Here is an 18,300-nt window from a genome sequence, read left to right on the forward strand (position 1 = left end):
GACAATGATGTCGTTGTTCGAACAAAAGGTTTCTGAGCTTCATGAACGCTTACATAAGAAAGAGATAAGTGTCACTGATCTTGTTAACGAATCGTATAAGCGAATCGGACAAGTAGAGGACAAGGTGAAGGCATTTTTGACACTTGATGAAGAAAACGCCCGCAATCAAGCAAAACGATTGGATGATCAATTGGTAAAAGGCGAGAACGAAGGCGCTTTATTTGGTATGCCAATCGGAGTGAAGGATAATATTGTCACTAAAAATTTGCGTACGACTTGTGCGAGCAAAATTTTGGAGAACTTTGATCCAATCTATGATGCAACCGTTGTTCAAAAGCTACAGAAAGCAGAAACGGTTACGATCGGGAAATTGAATATGGATGAGTTTGCGATGGGTTCTTCCAATGAGAACTCCGCATTTCAGGCAACACGCAACCCTTGGAACACGGAATATGTGCCAGGCGGTTCTTCGGGCGGTTCAGCTGCATCTGTCGCTTCCGGTGAAGTCCTATTCTCTTTAGGTTCCGATACGGGTGGATCGATCCGCCAACCAGCTGCCTATTGTGGAGTTGTCGGCTTAAAACCTACATATGGACGGGTTTCCCGATTCGGACTAGTAGCATTTGCGTCTTCACTGGATCAAATTGGGCCAGTTACAAGAACGGTTGAAGATAACGCCTATTTGCTTGAAGCGATTTCAGGTGTAGATCCAATGGATTCGACCTCTGCCAATGTTGACGTGCCGAGTTTTGTGAATTCATTAACAGGCGATGTTAGAGGATTGAAAATAGCTGTGCCTAAGGAATATCTTGGTGAAGGCGTTGGTGAAGAAGCACGTAATTCCGTACTTGAAGCATTAAAAGTATTAGAGGGGCTTGGAGCTGAATGGGAAGAGGTATCCTTGCCGCATTCCAAATATGCTTTAGCTGCCTATTATCTGCTATCTTCATCGGAAGCTTCGGCTAACCTTTCACGTTTTGACGGTGTGCGTTACGGACACCGTACAGATAATGCAGAAACACTTATAGAAATGTATAAGCAAACCCGTGCAGAAGGATTCGGTGACGAAGTGAAACGCCGTATCATGCTTGGAACTTTCTCCTTAAGTTCAGGTTATTATGATGCTTATTATAAAAAGGCTCAAAAAGTACGTACGTTAATCAAAAAAGACTTTGAAGATGTTTTTGAAAAATACGATGTCATCGTTGGGCCGACTACACCTACGCCTGCATTTAAAATTGGTGAAAAAGTCGACGATCCATTAACGATGTATGCGAATGATATCTTGACGATTCCAGTCAATCTTGCTGGTGTACCGGGTATATCCGTGCCATGTGGATTCGCAGCGAATGGTCTTCCGCTTGGACTGCAAATGATTGGTAAGCATTTTGATGAAAGCACGATTTACCGCGCGGCTCACGCATTTGAGCAAGCAACAGATTTTCATAAACAATTTCCTAAGCTGTAAGGGGTGAAAAAAAATGGACTTTGAAACGGTGATTGGTCTAGAAGTACACGTAGAATTAAAAACGGATTCTAAAATTTTCTCAGCGAGCCCAAATCATTTTGGTGCCGCTCCAAATAGTAACACGACTGTAATCGACCTAGGCTACCCAGGTGTATTGCCTGTCGTCAATAAAAAGGCTGTTGATTTTGCAATGAAGGCTGCAATTGCCCTGAATTGCGAAGTGGCGGAGATTACGAAATTCGACCGGAAAAACTACTTTTACCCGGACAATCCTAAAGCATACCAAATTTCACAATTCGATCAGCCGATCGGTGAGCATGGTTGGATTGAGATTGAGGTGGGCGGCAAGAAAAAGAAAATTGGCATTACCCGCATTCATATGGAAGAGGATGCTGGAAAGCTGACACATAAAGGGAACTATTCACTTTGTGATTATAACCGCCAAGGTACGCCTCTAGTTGAAATCGTATCCGAACCGGATATCACTTCCCCAGAAGAAGCTTATGCATATCTGGAAAAATTGAAATCCATCATTCAATACACCGGCGTTTCCGATTGTAAAATGGAAGAAGGCTCACTTCGCTGTGATGCCAACATTTCCTTGAAACCTGTCGGCCAAAAAGAATTCGGTACGAAAACCGAATTGAAAAACTTGAACTCATTCAACTTCGTCCGCAAAGGGTTGGAGCATGAAGAAATCCGCCAAGCGGAAATCTTGAATGAAGGCGGCATAATCGAACAGGAAACACGCCGGTTCGACGAAGCTACAGGCAGAACGGTACTAATGCGAATTAAGGAAGGCTCCGATGATTACCGTTACTTCCCGGAACCGGACTTATTGACAATCCATATCGATGAAGAATGGAAAGCGCGTATCGCTGCCGAGATTCCGGAACTTCCGGATGCCCGGAAAAAACGCTATGTCGAAGAATTTGGCTTACCTGAATATGATGCAGCCGTTTTAACGGTAACGAAAGAAAGTGCTGATTTCTTTGAAGCGACAGTCGCTTCAGGAGCTGATGCAAAACTGGCATCTAACTGGATCATGGGTGAGGTTTCCGCCTTCTTGAATGCAGAAGGTAAAGAGCTGCATGAAGTCAAATTGACTGCTGAATCGTTGGCTGGAATGATCAAGCTGATTGAAGATGGCACGATTTCTTCTAAAATCGCTAAAAAAGTTTTCAAAGAATTGATTGAAAACGGCGGGGATGCTGAAACGATCGTCAAGGAGAAGGGACTAGTCCAAATTTCCGATGAAGGCGCATTGCGTACAGCCGTTGAAGAAGCATTGAATAATAACCCGCAATCAATTGAAGATTTTAAGGCCGGTAAACAAAAAGCAATCGGCTTCCTTGTCGGACAGATCATGAAAGCGACAAAAGGACAAGCCAATCCACAGCTTGTTAATAAAATTTTGGTGGAAGAAATCAATAAACGTTAATATTGACCGTATCACTTTTAAAGTGGTACGGTTTTCTCTTGATTAAGAAAAGATTTTACTGTAAAAAAACGAAAAAATTTTTGAGTTATCTGTAGGGGTAACTCCTTTTTGTGCGTCTATTACATGAATGATTAAAAGGAAAGGAGGAAGAGAAGTGACGGATGAGTTAGTTGAGAAGGTAAGGGCTGGGAATGATCATGCATTCCGAATGTTGATTGAAACATATAAACAGACGATTTATAGGACCGTCTATTCCGTCTTGCGGAATCAAAAGGATGCAGAAGATGTTACCCAGGAAGTCTTTATCAAAATCTACACCTCTCTTCCTCAATATAAGAACCAAGGTTTCAAAACCTGGATTACCCGAATTGCGGTAAATCATGCAATCGATTTAAAGAGAAAGAGGGAACGCCAAAAGGAAGAATTGCAGGAAGAACATTCATCGGAAGCTAATTTGGGCTTAACGGATGATGTCGAGGCGGTTTTCTTTCGGAATGAAAGGCGAAAGCAAGTATTACGGAAGCTGAATGACCTTCCAGAGGGATATCGGGATGTTGTATATAGCTATTACATAAAGGAAAAGACATTCAAGCAAATTGCAGAGGAACAGCATATTCAAGTGAAATCTGTCGAGGTAAAGCTATATCGGGCAAGAAATTGGATGAGAAAACATTGGAAAGAGGAGGATTTTTCGTGAATCATGTTCCTGAAGCAGAATGGGTTGCATATTTGGCAGATGAAATACCAGAGGCTCTAAAAATTGAATATGAAAATCATCTATACTCCTGTGACAAGTGTTTGTCCGCCTATATGGAAGCGATGGAAAAAGAAGAAACCAGTCTGGACATCGAAGGATTTGATATTGCAGGTCCGGTCATGGACTCGATTAGCCGATTGAAAGAAGGTTCTGGTGAAGAGGCTAAACAACACCGAAAAGAGAAATCACTTCGGACGATTACAAGACATTACCTGATCGCGGCCGGGTTTACCATTTTATTGATGGCAGGCGGAGTATTTCAATCATTGACGGAATACGTGGATTCTGTGGAATCAAGCAGCGGAAGGGAAACGCAGTCCTTAACCGATGGACTTATTGATAAAACATTTAATTGGATGGACACAATCGAAAAGAAGAATAAGGAGGGGTTTAGAAATGAATAAAAGTCCGGTATTAGCTTTTTTATTATCGTTTCTGCCAGGTTTCGGACATTTTTACCTAGGAAGGAAATATAAAGGGTTATTTTATTTTCTTGCAACGGCTGGATTGGGGCTTGGAGGTCTATTTCTTTCGTTGGTCAGTCAATCGGATGCGTTTCTGGCTTTTTCCGTTATTGGAATGGTGTTTTATTTCATCAGTATATTTGATTTGGTGGTCACCTCACTGAGGAATCCTAAAAATGAAGAGAATGTAGGGGCCGATCAGCCGGAGACGGAAAGATTTTATGTAATCATCCTGTCATTCGTTCCAGGATTAGGGCATTTTCAGCTGGGTCTCATGAATCGGGGACTCATTTTTCTCATCGGCTTTTTAGGCCTTGGCATCATGGTTGTATTCATCAGTGTGATGACACAATTGGAAGGTCTGTTGATATTCATGGCATTATTGCCTGTTATCTGGATTTACAGCTTTTTTGATTCTGTTCAACAGCTGAATAAAAAGCAAAGAGGTGAGGAGCTTATCGATCGGACCGTTTTGGAAGACTTTGAGGAGAGAAGGGAATCCGGGAAGAAGAGTAAATCGGTCGCGACTTTACTCGCCATTTTTCCTGGTGCAGGTCACTTATATTTGGGGCTGCAAAAACGTGGAATTCAATTGATGGCCGGCTTTTTATTCGCCATTTACATACTGGATTTACTCCGGTTAGGTTTCTTCTTTTTCCTTATTCCGATTATCTGGTTTTATAGTTTTTTTGATGGATTGCAAAAAGCCTCGAAAATGGAAGAGGGACCAGTAGAAGATACGCCCATCATTTCGGGTATGGTCAATCACCAAAAATGGCTAGGATTGGGGTTGGTCGGAATTGGAATCTATTTCTTGGCCAGTAATATAATCGTCCCGGCCATTGCCCCTCATTTGGATGAATGGATTGGAAACAACTTGGAGTATTGGTTTAGAGATTATTTTCAAAAAGGACTTGTATGCATCCTTCTCATAGGCGGGGGAATCAAACTGCTGTCGGGAAGTAAAAAAGGTAGAGTCGAGGAGGAGACTAAATGAGAACATGGAGAGTCGGAACGATTTCAATGGGGATCTCCCTGGTTGGTTTGGGTTTTGTTTTACTCGTTTCTCAAATTTCGGATATGAATTTGACGACGATTCTGCTATCGTGGTGGCCGTTGCTGTTCATTATCTTGGGTGCAGAGATTCTCTTTTATATTTATTTTTCCAGAAAAGAAAGTTCTTTTGTAAAGTATGATATTCTTAGCATTCTTTTCGTTGGATTGCTTGGAACGACGGGAATAGTTTTAATTCTGCTTACATCCAGCGGATTGTTGGATCAAGTTAGGGCTGCCGTTAATAGTGAAGAGAAAACGGTCAATTTGCCTGGTTTCAATCAAAAGGCAGGAAAGGGCATACAGAGAGTTGTCCTGGACACTGGTTCATACCCATTGACAATTGAAAGTGGTAAGGACGAAGAAGTTTCCGTTTTTGGAACATATGGTGAGCGGGTAATGGAAGATGATGATTCATTGTTGAACAAAGCGGAAGATTATTTACTTGTTGAAAGAAATGGTGATACTCTTTATATTAGCTTCAAGGATTTACCGAGTCAAAATGGACTTTTGGACAGTGGTACAAGGAATCTTAAGGCAACCCTTATAATCCCTGCTGAATTGGCAGTGGAAATTGACGGACAAAGTACCGATCTTGTCTTGAAGCCTAGAAAGCTCTTGAATGACTGGAGTGTGAAGGACAGCGGAAACCTAAGTGTAGTCCTTCAGGAAAATAGTGATATCAAGATAGATGCTAGAGGGGTCGAGGAACTTGAAGGCCCCGAGAGTGGCTGGAAGATGACTGAAGTGAAAAAAGGAACAAGTGATGAAGGCATTGTAAAAAAGAATGGGATATTCAATACTGGTGATGGGAAACATACTTTAATGGTTACCGATACATTTAACGTGAACGTTCAATATCCATGATTGAAATCATTTACTAGAATAAAATTGTAAAAAGCATTATAATTTTCCCTGATGCGATTTCTAGTAAAATGTAAAAGATATGGACCGAAATACGGTCCTCTTTTTTTCGAATATTGCTTTTCATGTAACGAAGGATTAAGATGTAAATTATGGAATCAATATGTATAAGGATGATGGGAAATGAAAAGAGCAAGGTTGATTTACAACCCGACTTCGGGCCGGGAAGCCATTAAGAAGAGCCTGCCAGGTGTGCTAGCAAAACTTGAAGAAGCTGGTTATGAAGCTTCTGCACATGCGACGACCGGTGCCGGGGATGCGACGAAAGCGGCTAAGATAGCGATTGAACGCGGCTATGATGTAGTTATTGCAGCAGGGGGCGACGGTACGATTTATGAGGTTGTTAATGGACTGGCCACTGCAGAGAAACGTCCGAAACTAGGAATCATTCCGACGGGAACGACCAATGATTTCGCCCGGGCGCTGCATTTACCGAAGTCGATCGAAGGAGCGGCCGAAATTATAGCCGGTGGGCATACGATGCCGGTCGATATCGGGAAAATGAACGATAAGTATTTCATCAATATTGCTGGCGGGGGCAGATTGACCGAATTGACCTACGACGTGCCAATCAAGCTGAAAACCATGCTTGGTCAGCTAGCCTACTATATTAAAGGAATTGAAATGCTTCCTTCAATTAAGCCGACGGAAGTTTCTATTGAATATGATGGAAAGCTTTTTGAAGGAGAGATCATGCTTTTCTTGGTGGCTAACACGAATTCGGTCGGCGGCTTCGAGAAACTGGCTCCTGACGCCTCTTTGAATGATGGAATGTTCACGTTGCTTATTTTGAAAAAGGCAAACCTCGCTGATATTGTCCGTGTCGCAACATTGGCAATGCGCGGTGAACATATACATGATAAAAACGTCATTTATGAAAAAGCCAATCGAATTAAAGTACATGCCAAAAAGGACATGATGCTTAACTTGGATGGGGAATTTGGCGGGATGGCCCCAGCTGAATTCGTAAATCAGTACCGCCATTTTGATGTATTCATCCCGCAAGGAATACTGCCGGATGATCCGGCAAATAAATAGGTTGAAGTGGCCACTGAATCTGGTGGCCTTTTCAGTTTAATATAGCAAGGAGAATTACAAACATGTATATCAGGAAAGCGACACCGGACGATGCAAAAAAGGCAGCCGTATTGACCCGGTTAGCGATTAAGGAAATTGCAGAGGTTTTGACTGGTGAAACGGAAGAAGAAAAGATACTTTCCGTTCTTGCCGATTTGTTCAGGAAAAGTGGGAATCGGGTCAGCTATGAAAATACGCTTGTCAGTGAACATGATGGACAAGTATCTGGATTGATCATTGCTTACCATGGCAAGGATGCCGAAAGCTTGGATGAACCGATAGTGAAACAATTAAGGATGAAGATGAAAGACCCAAGCGTTACGCTCGATAAGGAAGCGGAAATGAGAGACTTTTATTTGGATACAGTATCCGTTGACCCGGATTTTCAAGGAAAAGGTATTGGCAGTGCACTGATTCAATATGTTGAGGGATATGCTAAACATAAGGGATATCCAAGGGTTTCTTTGGTTGTTGAAAAGGAAAATGAAGCGGCGAATCGTCTCTATGGCAGATTGGGGTATGTGGAAATTAAAACCATTCCGATTAGCGGTCATGAATTTCGCTATATGGTAAAGGAAATAGAAGAACCTCCTGTTTAACAGGGGGTCCTTTTTACTCATTTAATATATGGCACTGTATGCGATTACATTTGCTGTCCATTCATGGCGGCCCAATCAGCGTAAGCGCCGGTGCCATTACAGCCGGGACAGTCGTGTATATCGGAAAAATGATATTCCGTAGGTACGAAGGAGCTGTATCCACGTCCGTAACAATCTGGACAGAGGCCTTTTTCCTCCATACTTGCACGATGTTTTTCTAACCTTGTAGCATTCCAGGCCGATATAGAGTTAAATAAACCCATTTCCTCACCTCATCTGTTTTTCCTTATTTTTCTTTTTTTAGTGAACTTTTATTCATGGAACTATGAAAAATCCGTAATTCCTTCCACTATATTTTTATGAAAACCAAGGTAAATTGGTGAGTGGTTTTGTGACAAGGCCTCTATTGTGGTAAAATACAGGCTAGCATAAAAAAGAAAAGAGAAGATGATATGAAAAAAACAGCACCAGTTGCTAAAAATGATATTATAGAGGTTTTATTTGAAGATTTAACACATGAAGGGGCTGGCGTCGCTAAAGTCGATGGCTACCCGATCTTTGTTCAGAGCGCCCTTCCAGGTGAAAAAGCAAAAATTAAAGTGATGAAAGCTAATAAGGGTTATGGCTTCGGCCGTTTGATGGAGATTATCGAAAACAGTCCATACCGTGTTGAGGTCACGACCGAAGATTACCCTAAATACGGTGGTTGTCAGCTGCAGCATATGAGCTATGAAGGACAGTTGGAATTCAAGGAAAAGCAAGTGCGTGAAGTGATGACACGAATCGGGAAACTTGAGGATGCGAAGGTTCACCCGATCATCGGGATGGAGAACCCAACCCACTATCGCAATAAAGCGCAAGTACCTGTTGGTGAAAAGGATGGCAAGCTAATAGCTGGATTCTTCAAACCGCGGACACATGAAATTGTTGAAACGAAAGAAAGCATTATCCAAAATGAAGTGATCAATGAAGCCGTTCAAGTTGTTAAGGAGATTTTCAGTAAACTTGGTATTCCTGCTTATAATGAAGAGGCACATAAAGGTGTTTTACGGCACATCATGGCCCGTTATGGCAAGCAAACAGGCGAATTAATGATTGTTCTTGTTACAAGAACGAAAAGTATTCCTTTCATCGAAACCATCGTGAAGGAAATCGTTGAACGTCTTCCGCAAGTGAAATCCATTGTTCAAAACGTGAATTCCAAGAAAACGAATGTTATCTTGGGCGATAAAATGACTGTACTATGGGGCGACGAAGTGATTCATGATATGATCGGTGATGTGAAGTTTGCGATTTCAGCAAAATCCTTCTACCAAATCAATCCAGACCAAACTAAAGTCCTTTATGATAAAGCTCTTGAATATGCAGGGCTGACGGGTGAAGAAACGGTGATAGATGCTTATTGCGGCATTGGGACCATCTCTTTATTTTTAGCTAAAAAAGCGAAAAAAGTAATCGGTGTCGAAGTGGTCGAAGATGCGATAGAAGACGCACGCCGCAACGCTGAATTGAATGAAATCTCAAATGCAGAATTCATGGTCGGCGACGCAGGTAACGTTATTGCTGAATGGTATCAAAAGGGCAACACTGCGGATGTCATCGTTGTGGATCCGCCTCGCAAAGGTTGTGAAGAATCCCTTCTGAATACGATCATCGAGATGAAACCTAACAAAGTCGTATACGTATCATGCAACCCAGGCACTTTAGCGCGTGATCTTCATATATTGGAAGAAGGCGGATATAAAGCGGTTGATATCCAGCCTGTCGATATGTTCCCAATGACGACACATGTTGAAAATGTAGTGTTATTAGAGTTGAAATGAATGAGTGTGGCCCGGTCTAATTGACTGGGCCTACAGTTTTTTTATGGCTTGTACAATTTGGACGTTGATTTTTGTTAAAGGCACTCGCTTTCCGCGGGTCTCCCTAGACGCGCTTTTCCCTACAAACTGTGGTCCCGGTCTAAATGATTGGGACCTTTTTACCGTAATTAGTTTGAAGGGAAGGGAGGGAGATTTTTTTTTTTCATGTTTATTCTTGACGCTTTGACTTGGACATATAGTAAGGAATATATGGATTGGAAGGCAAGGTGATTTTATTAATTTTCAAAAAGCGGTGGCTGTAATTGTTGGTAGCTTTTTGGTGGGCATTGGAATCAATGGTTTTTTAGTTCCCCATCATTTAATAGATGGCGGCGTTATTGGGATTGCACTTATCCTTCATTATTTCTTTGGTTTTCAAACGGGGCTATCCATGTTGATCCTTAGTATTCCTATATTTTTATATGCCTGGTACTATGAACGGCCTTTTTTCTATAGCAGCGTACACGGATTGCTTTTGACATCCCTTTTTATGGATTGGCTTAATCCATTGAAAAAGGTCTTTTCCATTTCGATACTAACAAGCTCTTTGATTGGCGGTGCCATCATAGGGATGGGCATAGGACTCATGCTTCGATATGAGACAAGCAGCGGGGGAACGGATATGTTAGCTAAAATCATCTCAAAATCTACTTCCATGGATATTGCTTTGGCGATTATCGTCATAGATACACTAATCATTTCAGCTGCAGCATTTACCTTAGGGATCGAAATTTTTCTTTTTTCATGTGTGACGATAGTCATCATTGGACTGATCACATCGCTTATGAAAGTAAGGAATGATTAGTTCCTTAAGATATAGGCGACTTCATCTATTGCCCTTTGCAGCTTTTCGCTATTTTTGCTGAACATCTCTTTAGCTTCCTTTGATTCAGTTCCAATGGCAAACAACTCTAAGTCCGCTTGGCATTTTTTTAAGGTCGCGAGCAAAAGAGGTTTTTCTTGAGGGGAAGGAACTTTAAGCTTATCATCATAAAGGTCCACAGTTAATTCTCCGTTAGAATTAGCTTGACCAAGAAACACATTTTCTAGGAGTACACCCAGCTTATCCAATTCAGTATGAAGCCAATTTCGGTTCAGACCAATCGTGGAAAGTGGTTCATCAAGTATGCTGCCGTCCATAATGATGGTTTGTGGCTCCTTTACTGCAGCTACAGACAAGTTAAGGTCCTTGGCTGTTATAGGTTGATTTTGCTTCTTTAACATTACGGAAAAATCCCCGTTGGCTTCCAATAAGGCAAACTCAACTTCAGAAATATCGAAGACATCCTTTTTCCGGAGCAATCCTAACAATTCATCGATGGTATATTTCTCTTTTTTTAAATTATCTTCCATGACTTTCCCATCTTTGATGAAAACCGATGCTTTTCCTTCCACAAGATCACGGAAAGTTTTACTTTTTAAGGATATTAAACCTGCAATGAAGGGTGCTATGGCAAAAACGAGAATGGACAGTACGCCATGTATAATATTGCCCTCCACTTTTGTAGCTAATTCTGCCCCAACATTACCAATGGTTATGCCCGTTACATATTCAAAAAAGGAGAGCTGGGACAATTGTTTTTTTCCTAACACTTTAGTGATCAAAAAAAGAACAATTAAAAAGAAAAATGAACGCAAAACAATTTCTATCCAACCCGGCATTACCAAACACCTCCTGCTTGATCATGGTCATTAAAAACCTTTATATTGCGGTTCTTCCCTTTCTAACTCGCCTACGCGCTTCTGTACATCCTTAATAACTTCATTCACCACCAGCATCGTTTCATGTAAGATGCGTTTAGATTTATCGTCTTGAGTCCGGAGTGCTAAGCTGGATAAACCTGCTTCAACTCCTTTTAGGCTAGATACACATTGCTTTACATTGGAAGCTATCGTCATGCAGCATCCTCCTAATCTTTAGGTCTATGGGTCGGAACCCTCCAGGTTGTTATCCATGCACCGGTTACTTCAAACATGCGAGCGGCAACAACCGAACAATCCAGTCTTTTCCGCATCCGCTAACGCTTCCGAAACCACCTCCGCAGAATGTTCATCCGGTATGAGCAGGCGTCTGTTTGTATACTTCAAATCTTATCTGTCCCGTTACACAAGTAAATCATGGTTGTGGTTACTCATATTCAATCGATACGGCATGGGCAATGCATGGAATCGTCTCACTTTGTTGAAAGGAAAGGGGAGATAATAGAGCACCTGTAGCCACGACGAGCAATCGTTTTATTTCTCCCTTTTTCATGCGATTCAATAAGTGACCATAAACGACGGTTGCGGAACACCCTGGGCCGCTTGCCCCGGACAGGACCGGTTGACCATCCCTGTATATCATTAAACCGCAATCTTTATATTGCTCCTCTTTAATCGGCGTACCATGTTTCTTAAATAATTCCAGAGAAACTCCATGTCCAATTTTCCCTAAATCCCCGGTCACTATCAGATCATAATAGGATGGGTCGAGGTTTCTTTCTCTTAAATGGGCTTCAATCGTATCCACGGCGGCCGGGGCCATGGCACCTCCCATATTGAAAGGGTCAGTGAGGCCCATGTCGATGACACGGCCTATCGTAGCTGAAGTGACCCTTGGTCCTTCCCCGGCGCTGCTTAATAAAGCCACGCCGGCTCCTGTAACGGTCCATTGGGCTGTTGGAGGTTTCTGCCCTCCGTATTCAGTTGGGTATCGGAATTGTTTTTCTACTGCGGCGTTATGACTTGATGCACCTGTCAATAAATACTCTGCTCCTTTGGTATTGACAAGATAAGCACCAAGCGCCAATCCCTCCATGGAGGTGGAGCAGGCGCCAAATAAACCGAGATAAGGCGTTCCCAGTGTTCGGCAGGCAAAACTGGTAGGCGTTATTTGATTGATAAGGTCGCCTCCAAGGAAAAATTGAATCTGTTCCTTCTGAAGACCAGCCTTTTCGATTGCTTTTGTGCTCGCTTCTTCCAATAAGACTTTATGTGCCTTTTCATAGGTATCTTGATTTATCCATAAATCGGAATGGAGAAGATCAAAATCATCCGCAAGCATACCGTCTGCTTCAAATGGACCGCCGACAGTTCCTGTGGAGACGATGACAGGCTTTTGATCAAACACCCATGTGCGATGCCCCGTAAGCATTATAAACCACCCCAATGTATGAGTATTGTCAGTGCTAAGGTAAAACCAAGTATTAACATAAATGATTCGCCAATTTGAATATATTGGTGCCGTTCCCTAACAGATATAGCTGCATTACCGCCAATTCAATACACCATAAGTCCGGTAAGGACGGAAAAACGCTTGATATAGAAAAGAAATGAATGGATACAAAAAAGGGCTGGTTGCCTTAACCACCCTTTTTTATATGAATGATTATTGCTTATATTGAGGTTCCTCATTTTGAATCTCTTCAATGCGAGGAGTGATGCTGTCCACAATCGTTTGTGTTTGTTGGGCAGCTTGCTGGTACAGTTGTTTGGCTTGCTCATTATCTGTTGAAAGGGCGAAGGTTTCAAAGCTCGCTTGAGCACTTTTCAGCCCGGCTAATGTTGTTTTGACATCGTTTATTACTGTCATATATAGGACCTCCCTAGTTTATATCTTCTTGTTTAGAGTAAGAAAAAAATGATTATTTATACCTTCCAATATTTATCTGGATGAGTTAACTATCTCAGTCCATTAATCAAACGTTTGATTAATGAAGGACAACAGACAAAAGTGAGGTTAATATCATTCATTACGCAAAGTGGTTTTTATTTCTTAATTATTGACTGAATTCAGAATTATTAATATAATTAGAAAACATAACGTGACTACGTGAGGTGATATGACATTTATATTCATGATGATTTATATAGTAGAGTTGTTTTTGAAATTTCATCTGAAGAAGTTGTAAAAGGACTGCTATTCCATAAAAGCAACCAAGAGTCGGAAATTGAATCGATTAAAGGTAAAATTCATAAATATGAGCAAAAACGAAGAGCTGAGGAAGCTTGGTATCAATCCCTATCACCATTTAAACGTTTTTTTACAGGGCGTGCTCCAAGTCACCACCAGGCCGTTGAGCATTTGGTGAATGTTAAAGATAGATATAAACAAATCGAGAAAATAAAACAGAAGGTCGCTTTTTTAAATGAGATGATCGGTTTACTTGAAGCTGAACCGGAAAAACGGGAAATTAATTTACCATCAGACATCATTAAAGAAATAATGGCCTGGCAGAAAGCGGAGGGAACCCCAAGATGACTCTAGAAACGTTAAACGCTGGCTTGGATACGATTTGGGTGGTTCTGACAGCAGCCATGATTCTATTGATGGAGGGCGGGTTTGCTTTATTGGAGGCAGGGTTCGTCCGTACGAAGAATAATGTGAACATCATCATGAAGGTTTTTGCCGATATTACGATTGGAACGCTTTGCTATTTCGTCGTTGGTTTTGGCTTAATGTATGGAGCGGATGTATTTGGAATTATTGGAGCAAGCGGCTTTCTGCTGAAAGGTGATTTGTCGCATATAGACCTTACGATTTCCATCGACGCATTTTGGTTATTTCAAGGGGCATTCGTCATCGCGGTCGTTTCCATCGTTTCGGGAGCCGTTGCAGAAAGGATCAATTTTCGGGCGTATCTTATTTTTGTAGTAATGATGACGGCATTCATCTATCCGATTGCCGGTCACTGGGTATGGGGTGGTGGCTGGTTAAGCGTGTTGGGCATGCAGGACTTCGCAGGGTCAGCAGTCATACATGCACTAGGCGGTTTTTCTGCACTTGCGGCCGCCATTGTAATCGGGCCGAGAGCAGGAAAATTCACTTCACGGGGGACTAGCTCCATTTCACTGCCGAGCAATCTCCCACTGGCATCTGTTGGGGCATTTCTTTTATGGTTTGGCTGGTTTGGGTTTAATGCTGGAAGCACCTTGCAAGCTACTGATGGACGCATTGGCCATATTGCAATTGTCACGATGCTCTCAGCTGCATCAGGGGGAGCGGCGACCTTGCTTTATACACTTTTTAGATATGGACGCTCGGATGCACCTTCCGTCATCAATGGATCACTTGCAGGTCTTGTCGGGATTACGGCTGGCTGTGCATTCGTTAGTGATCTTTCGGCATTGTTGATTGGAGCAGTTTCTGGAATGTTGATGTTAGCTGCGACCAATTGGCTGGAAACCCGGAAAATCGATGATCCGGTTGGCGCCTTTCCTGTTCATGCGGCATCAGGGATTTGGGGTACGATAGCGGTAGGGCTTTTCTCCACTGAAAACGGATTGTTCGCCGGTGGGGGATGGCATTTGCTCGGAGTTCAAACATTAGGATTAGTGGTGTTATGCATCTGGGGCTTTACATTGACATGGTTCGTTTTTAAAATTATAAATGTTTGGCTGCCTATCAGATCCACTGAAGAAGAAGAAGAACTCGGATTGGATATCAGTTATCATGGCATCATGGCCACACATACCTCGCCGGAGTTCATCAAGGTCGAGGACTACTATAAGCAGGATGAAGAATTGACAAGTTAATGACTATAATACAAGATAGAATCAAGATAAGTAAGAGGTGAATTTAAATGGGTGCATGCAATCTTAATCATTCGCAGCAAGATGTCAGGCTGAAATTTGAAAGTCAAAAGACATTTTTACCAAGCGAAATAAGTCAAACATTAGATCGATATCTGGAAAAAGGGAATTCGCAGGAAACATTGAATGAACTTTTTCATCTATTGAAGAAGTATGACTTGTCTACCCAGGAGGAACAGGAATCAAGAAACGAAAAGTTGAAACGGATAATGTTGTAAACGGAAAAAAACGGAGGATGACTTCCGTTTTTTTTGTTTTTTCTTATTAAACGATTTAAGGGATTGGGCGCGGGAATCTGACTCCTATTTTCTCTTGCAAAAGTAATTGTAACTGCTTTTTTAAAGAAGATAGCAGGAATAACATTTAAGGCAGCGAAAACATGACTGTAAACGAAAAGGTATTCTTTTAAGAGTTTAAGTAACGCGGACAAAGGTTTAGCGGATCTTTAAAGATTTAATCAATCGTTTGATTAAATTTTATTAACTGACTACCAGGCCTTCGATAAAAGCATGGAAAAATAAAAAAGCGGGAGCCCATAATGAGCTCCTGCTATCTTTAAAAACCATCATCTGTCGCGGTGAAGGGGATGTTTAGGTTTCTTTCCACTGCCCGAAGTCTTTGATTCAGCCTGTTTAACCTATTCGTATGTCGCTGGTCTGCTTGACTTAGCCGGGAGATTTCCTGGTTAATGCGGTTCACTTCCCGGTTTATCCGCGTGATTTCTTGGTTTTGCCGATTGAGTTCCCTCGTTTGACGCTCGTTTTGACGTTCAAGTTCCCGGACTCTTCTTTCAAGTTGTTGAGGCTGCCTTTCAACATCGAATTGGTCAGGCACCTGGCTATATGGATTTTCTTGTACCTGCTGAAGGTTCCAATCTTGCTGCGGCATATAATCATAATCAAATCGTTCAGGCTGTTGAAAATATGGGTTAAAATTAGACTGAAAGTACTGGTGATTTCCATTTTGTTGTGGAACAGGATAAAATCCGTATGAATTCATGGTCAACACTCCTTTTTAAATCAGGATGGATACGTTATAACTTATGTTAGTTCCGGTGAAGTGACTAGGCGTTAGCCCATATTAGCGGGAAGAAGGGGTAATTTACAGAAAAAATTTCAATAAATTTGCAGAAACCATCCGGTTCCTATATCGTTTAGGGGAGGAGAAATTCTTTTATCCAACTTGAAACCAATTCCAAGGATAATCCGTATATAAAGAAAAGAGTGTAAGTCAGGAGTGTAATGATTATGAATCGATTTCTTGCTGATTTTGTTCCGATATTGATTGCATTTCCAATGGTTTTGCCGGTTTGGATAATTAGCTATTTTGTATTGAATCAACCGTTTGCCCTGTCCGTTGTCATATCTTTAGCAGGAGGGGTGCTTGCATACTGGCTAAGTTCCGTATATTTTTCATCCAGATACCTCAAAAAACATGAATTGACGAGAAAAGAATATCAATATATAAAGAAAAATTTAACTGAAGCAAAACCAAAGATTTGGCGGGTGCAAAAAGCACTAATCTCGGTCAGGCATATCTCCTCTTTCAAACAGAGGAAAGATATGATTAAAATGATCAGGAAAATATACAGTCTGACGAAAAAAGAACCGAAGCGATTTTACCAGGCGGAACAATTTTATTACTCGCATCTGGATTCCGCCATGGAGCTTGCGGAGAAGTATGTTTTTTTAGCACAGCAGCCAAAAAAGAATAGGGAACTCGAACTCTCCTTAACTGAGACTCGTAAAACATTAAAGGAACTCACTAATACGATAGAAAAGGATTTATATAAAGTGATTGCGGATGATATCGATAACCTTAACTTCGAATTGGATGTTGCTAAGCAATCCATTAAAACGAGAAAAGAGTCACAAGTAATTGATGAAAGCAGGAGGTTAAAATGAATAACAATGATCCAAACCTGTTGAATAAAACGAACGATGCCAGTTTGATCGATGATCTTTTAGCCAATCCATTTGATGGGGTGCAGGAGGTGGAGAAAGCATCTTCACAGGAAGCGAAACCGGTTAAGCTGATTGATGTCATCCCTGAAGAGAACAGGGCAAAGGCTTATCAGCTTGCCGAACAAATCGACCCAACGAATCATCAGGCAATGATTTCCTATGGTACACCCGCCCAATCAAAGCTCCTGACCTTTTCTAATTCGATGCTTGAGCATGTCCAGAAAAAAGATGTGGGTGAAGTGGGCAACATTATCAGTGATTTAATGAAAAAGTTAAACGAGCTGAGCCCGGATGAGCTAAAACCGGATAAGCCATCATTCTTTGCGCGTATGTTCGGGAAGCTCTCGGGATCTGTACAGGAGGTTCTATCCAAGTATCAAAAAACAGGGGCCCAAATTGATCGTATCAGTGTGAAACTCGATCGGAGCAAGAATATCCTGTTATCGGATATCGTAATTCTTGAAAAGCTATATGAAACGAATAAGGATTACTTTCAGGCATTGAATGTCTATATTGCAGCTGGGGAAATCAAACTAGAAGAAATTCATGGGAAAACGATTCCGGAGCTAAGGAAGTCCGCTGAATCAAGCAATGATCAAATGAAGTTTCAAGAGGTCAATGATATGCTGCAATTTGCTGAACGGTTGGATAAAAGGCTTCATGATTTGAAATTGAGTCGTGAAATCACGATTCAAAGCGCACCGCAAATCAGGCTGATCCAAAACACGAATCAGGCACTAGTCGAGAAAATCCAATCTTCGATCATGACCGCGATTCCCCTTTGGAAGAATCAGGTTGCGATTGCATTGACCCTAATCAGGCAAAGGCATGCTGTAGAAGCACAAAAACAGGTTTCCAAGACTACGAATGACTTGTTATTGAAGAACTCCGAGATGCTGAAAACGAATACCATTGAAACGGCTAAAGAAAATGAGCGCGGACTTGTCGATATCGAAACATTAAAGAAAACTCAAGCTAACTTGATTTCCACGCTTGAGGAAACAATGAGGATTCAAGAAGAAGGCAGGCATAAACGCCGGCAAGCCGAACAGGAATTGGCATCAATGGAAAATGAGCTGAAACAGAAACTATTAGAGATAAAGGGATAAGGGGAGATAAA

The 18,300-nt window shown here is 41.7% G+C and carries 21 protein-coding genes; 16 read left to right on the top strand and 5 right to left on the bottom strand.

The features are described 5' to 3' along the window. Nucleotides 1–7: 7 nt before the first annotated feature. The 11 genes from gatA (at nt 8) to ACYP5M_RS16030 (ending at nt 10,450) form a co-directional block, all read left to right on the top strand. Nucleotides 8–1,468, top strand: coding sequence for an Asp-tRNA(Asn)/Glu-tRNA(Gln) amidotransferase subunit GatA (gene gatA / locus ACYP5M_RS15980; RefSeq protein ID WP_459735247.1), 1,461 nt, complete (start codon nt 8–10; stop codon nt 1,466–1,468). A gap of 13 nt (nt 1,469–1,481) precedes the next feature. Continuing rightward, nucleotides 1,482–2,909: an Asp-tRNA(Asn)/Glu-tRNA(Gln) amidotransferase subunit GatB gene (gene gatB, locus ACYP5M_RS15985; RefSeq protein ID WP_101225011.1), complete on the top strand. Its 1,428-nt coding sequence runs from the start codon at nt 1,482–1,484 to the stop codon at nt 2,907–2,909. Nucleotides 2,910–3,063: 154 nt separating this feature from the next. Continuing rightward, entirely contained in the window at nt 3,064–3,606 is a 543-nt protein-coding gene (locus ACYP5M_RS15990) for an RNA polymerase sigma factor (RefSeq protein WP_232783007.1), read from the top strand. Then, nucleotides 3,603–4,070 carry a hypothetical protein gene (locus ACYP5M_RS15995; RefSeq protein ID WP_101225009.1) on the top strand — a complete coding sequence of 156 codons (468 nt, stop codon included), beginning with the start codon at nt 3,603–3,605 and terminating at the stop codon, nt 4,068–4,070. Before ACYP5M_RS15990 ends, ACYP5M_RS15995 begins: the two co-directional genes overlap by 4 nt. Next, a complete protein-coding gene (locus ACYP5M_RS16000; RefSeq protein WP_459735248.1) occupies nt 4,063–5,127 on the top strand; it encodes a hypothetical protein in 1,065 nt (354 codons plus the stop codon). Before ACYP5M_RS15995 ends, ACYP5M_RS16000 begins: the two co-directional genes overlap by 8 nt. Next, nucleotides 5,124–6,050 (top strand): LiaF transmembrane domain-containing protein, encoded by a 927-nt coding sequence (locus ACYP5M_RS16005; protein WP_434168357.1) that lies wholly within the window; start codon nt 5,124–5,126, stop codon nt 6,048–6,050. The genes ACYP5M_RS16000 and ACYP5M_RS16005 overlap by 4 nt, the downstream gene beginning before the upstream one ends. Nucleotides 6,051–6,230: 180 nt before the next feature. Then, nucleotides 6,231–7,145: a diacylglycerol kinase gene (locus ACYP5M_RS16010; RefSeq protein ID WP_101225006.1), complete on the top strand. Its 915-nt coding sequence runs from the start codon at nt 6,231–6,233 to the stop codon at nt 7,143–7,145. A gap of 62 nt (nt 7,146–7,207) precedes the next feature. Continuing rightward, nucleotides 7,208–7,783 (top strand): GNAT family N-acetyltransferase, encoded by a 576-nt coding sequence (locus ACYP5M_RS16015; protein WP_101225005.1) that lies wholly within the window; start codon nt 7,208–7,210, stop codon nt 7,781–7,783. Between the two features lie 38 nt (nt 7,784–7,821). Further along, entirely contained in the window at nt 7,822–8,004 is a 183-nt protein-coding gene (locus ACYP5M_RS16020; RefSeq protein WP_157831128.1) for a hypothetical protein, read from the top strand. A gap of 231 nt (nt 8,005–8,235) precedes the next feature. Further along, a complete protein-coding gene (gene rlmD, locus ACYP5M_RS16025; RefSeq protein WP_101225003.1) occupies nt 8,236–9,606 on the top strand; it encodes a 23S rRNA (uracil(1939)-C(5))-methyltransferase RlmD in 1,371 nt (456 codons plus the stop codon). A gap of 319 nt (nt 9,607–9,925) precedes the next feature. After that, on the top strand, nt 9,926–10,450 hold the full coding sequence (locus ACYP5M_RS16030; protein ID WP_230177945.1) for a YitT family protein: 525 nt from the start codon (nt 9,926–9,928) through the stop codon (nt 10,448–10,450). Here ACYP5M_RS16030 and ACYP5M_RS16035 read toward each other — a convergent pair. The 4 genes from ACYP5M_RS16035 to ACYP5M_RS16050 form a co-directional block, all read right to left on the bottom strand. Continuing rightward, nucleotides 10,447–11,307: a DUF421 domain-containing protein gene (locus ACYP5M_RS16035; protein WP_459735249.1), complete on the bottom strand. Its 861-nt coding sequence runs from the start codon at nt 11,305–11,307 to the stop codon at nt 10,447–10,449. The two genes, ACYP5M_RS16030 and ACYP5M_RS16035, sit on opposite strands and share 4 nt — an antisense overlap. 30 nt (nt 11,308–11,337) lie before the next feature. Next, complete coding sequence (locus tag ACYP5M_RS16040; protein WP_459735250.1) at nt 11,338–11,544, bottom strand: DUF1657 domain-containing protein; 207 nt, start codon at nt 11,542–11,544, stop codon at nt 11,338–11,340. Nucleotides 11,545–11,773: 229 nt separating this feature from the next. Further along, nucleotides 11,774–12,778: a stage V sporulation protein AD gene (spoVAD, locus tag ACYP5M_RS16045; RefSeq protein ID WP_434168361.1), complete on the bottom strand. Its 1,005-nt coding sequence runs from the start codon at nt 12,776–12,778 to the stop codon at nt 11,774–11,776. 234 nt (nt 12,779–13,012) lie between these two features. Next, nucleotides 13,013–13,216, bottom strand: a complete 204-nt coding sequence (locus tag ACYP5M_RS16050) for a DUF1657 domain-containing protein (RefSeq protein ID WP_101224998.1) — start codon at nt 13,214–13,216, stop codon at nt 13,013–13,015. Nucleotides 13,217–13,708: 492 nt separating this feature from the next. Here ACYP5M_RS16050 and ACYP5M_RS16055 point away from each other — a divergent pair, with 492 nt between their 5' ends. The 3 genes from ACYP5M_RS16055 to ACYP5M_RS16065 are packed head-to-tail and all read left to right on the top strand — an operon-like array spanning nt 13,709 to nt 15,434. Next, on the top strand, nt 13,709–13,885 hold the full coding sequence (locus tag ACYP5M_RS16055) for a hypothetical protein (RefSeq protein WP_402944693.1): 177 nt from the start codon (nt 13,709–13,711) through the stop codon (nt 13,883–13,885). Further along, nucleotides 13,882–15,159, top strand: coding sequence for an ammonium transporter (locus tag ACYP5M_RS16060; protein ID WP_459735251.1), 1,278 nt, complete (start codon nt 13,882–13,884; stop codon nt 15,157–15,159). The genes ACYP5M_RS16055 and ACYP5M_RS16060 overlap by 4 nt, the downstream gene beginning before the upstream one ends. 47 nt (nt 15,160–15,206) lie before the next feature. After that, complete coding sequence (locus ACYP5M_RS16065; RefSeq protein ID WP_402905715.1) at nt 15,207–15,434, top strand: hypothetical protein; 228 nt, start codon at nt 15,207–15,209, stop codon at nt 15,432–15,434. 337 nt (nt 15,435–15,771) lie between these two features. On the opposite strand, the gene ACYP5M_RS16070 is transcribed toward ACYP5M_RS16065, so the two are convergent. After that, nucleotides 15,772–16,104, bottom strand: a complete 333-nt coding sequence (locus tag ACYP5M_RS16070) for a hypothetical protein (RefSeq protein WP_434169595.1) — start codon at nt 16,102–16,104, stop codon at nt 15,772–15,774. A gap of 359 nt (nt 16,105–16,463) precedes the next feature. On the opposite strand from ACYP5M_RS16070, the gene ACYP5M_RS16075 reads away from it, so the two are divergent. Both ACYP5M_RS16075 and ACYP5M_RS16080 read left to right on the top strand, forming a co-directional pair. Then, on the top strand, nt 16,464–17,120 hold the full coding sequence (locus ACYP5M_RS16075; protein ID WP_101224994.1) for a 5-bromo-4-chloroindolyl phosphate hydrolysis family protein: 657 nt from the start codon (nt 16,464–16,466) through the stop codon (nt 17,118–17,120). Then, entirely contained in the window at nt 17,117–18,289 is a 1,173-nt protein-coding gene (locus ACYP5M_RS16080) for a toxic anion resistance protein (RefSeq protein ID WP_230177941.1), read from the top strand. The genes ACYP5M_RS16075 and ACYP5M_RS16080 overlap by 4 nt, the downstream gene beginning before the upstream one ends. Nucleotides 18,290–18,300: the final 11 nt, after the last annotated feature.

The sequence above is a fragment of the Peribacillus sp. N1 genome (assembly GCF_054600815.1).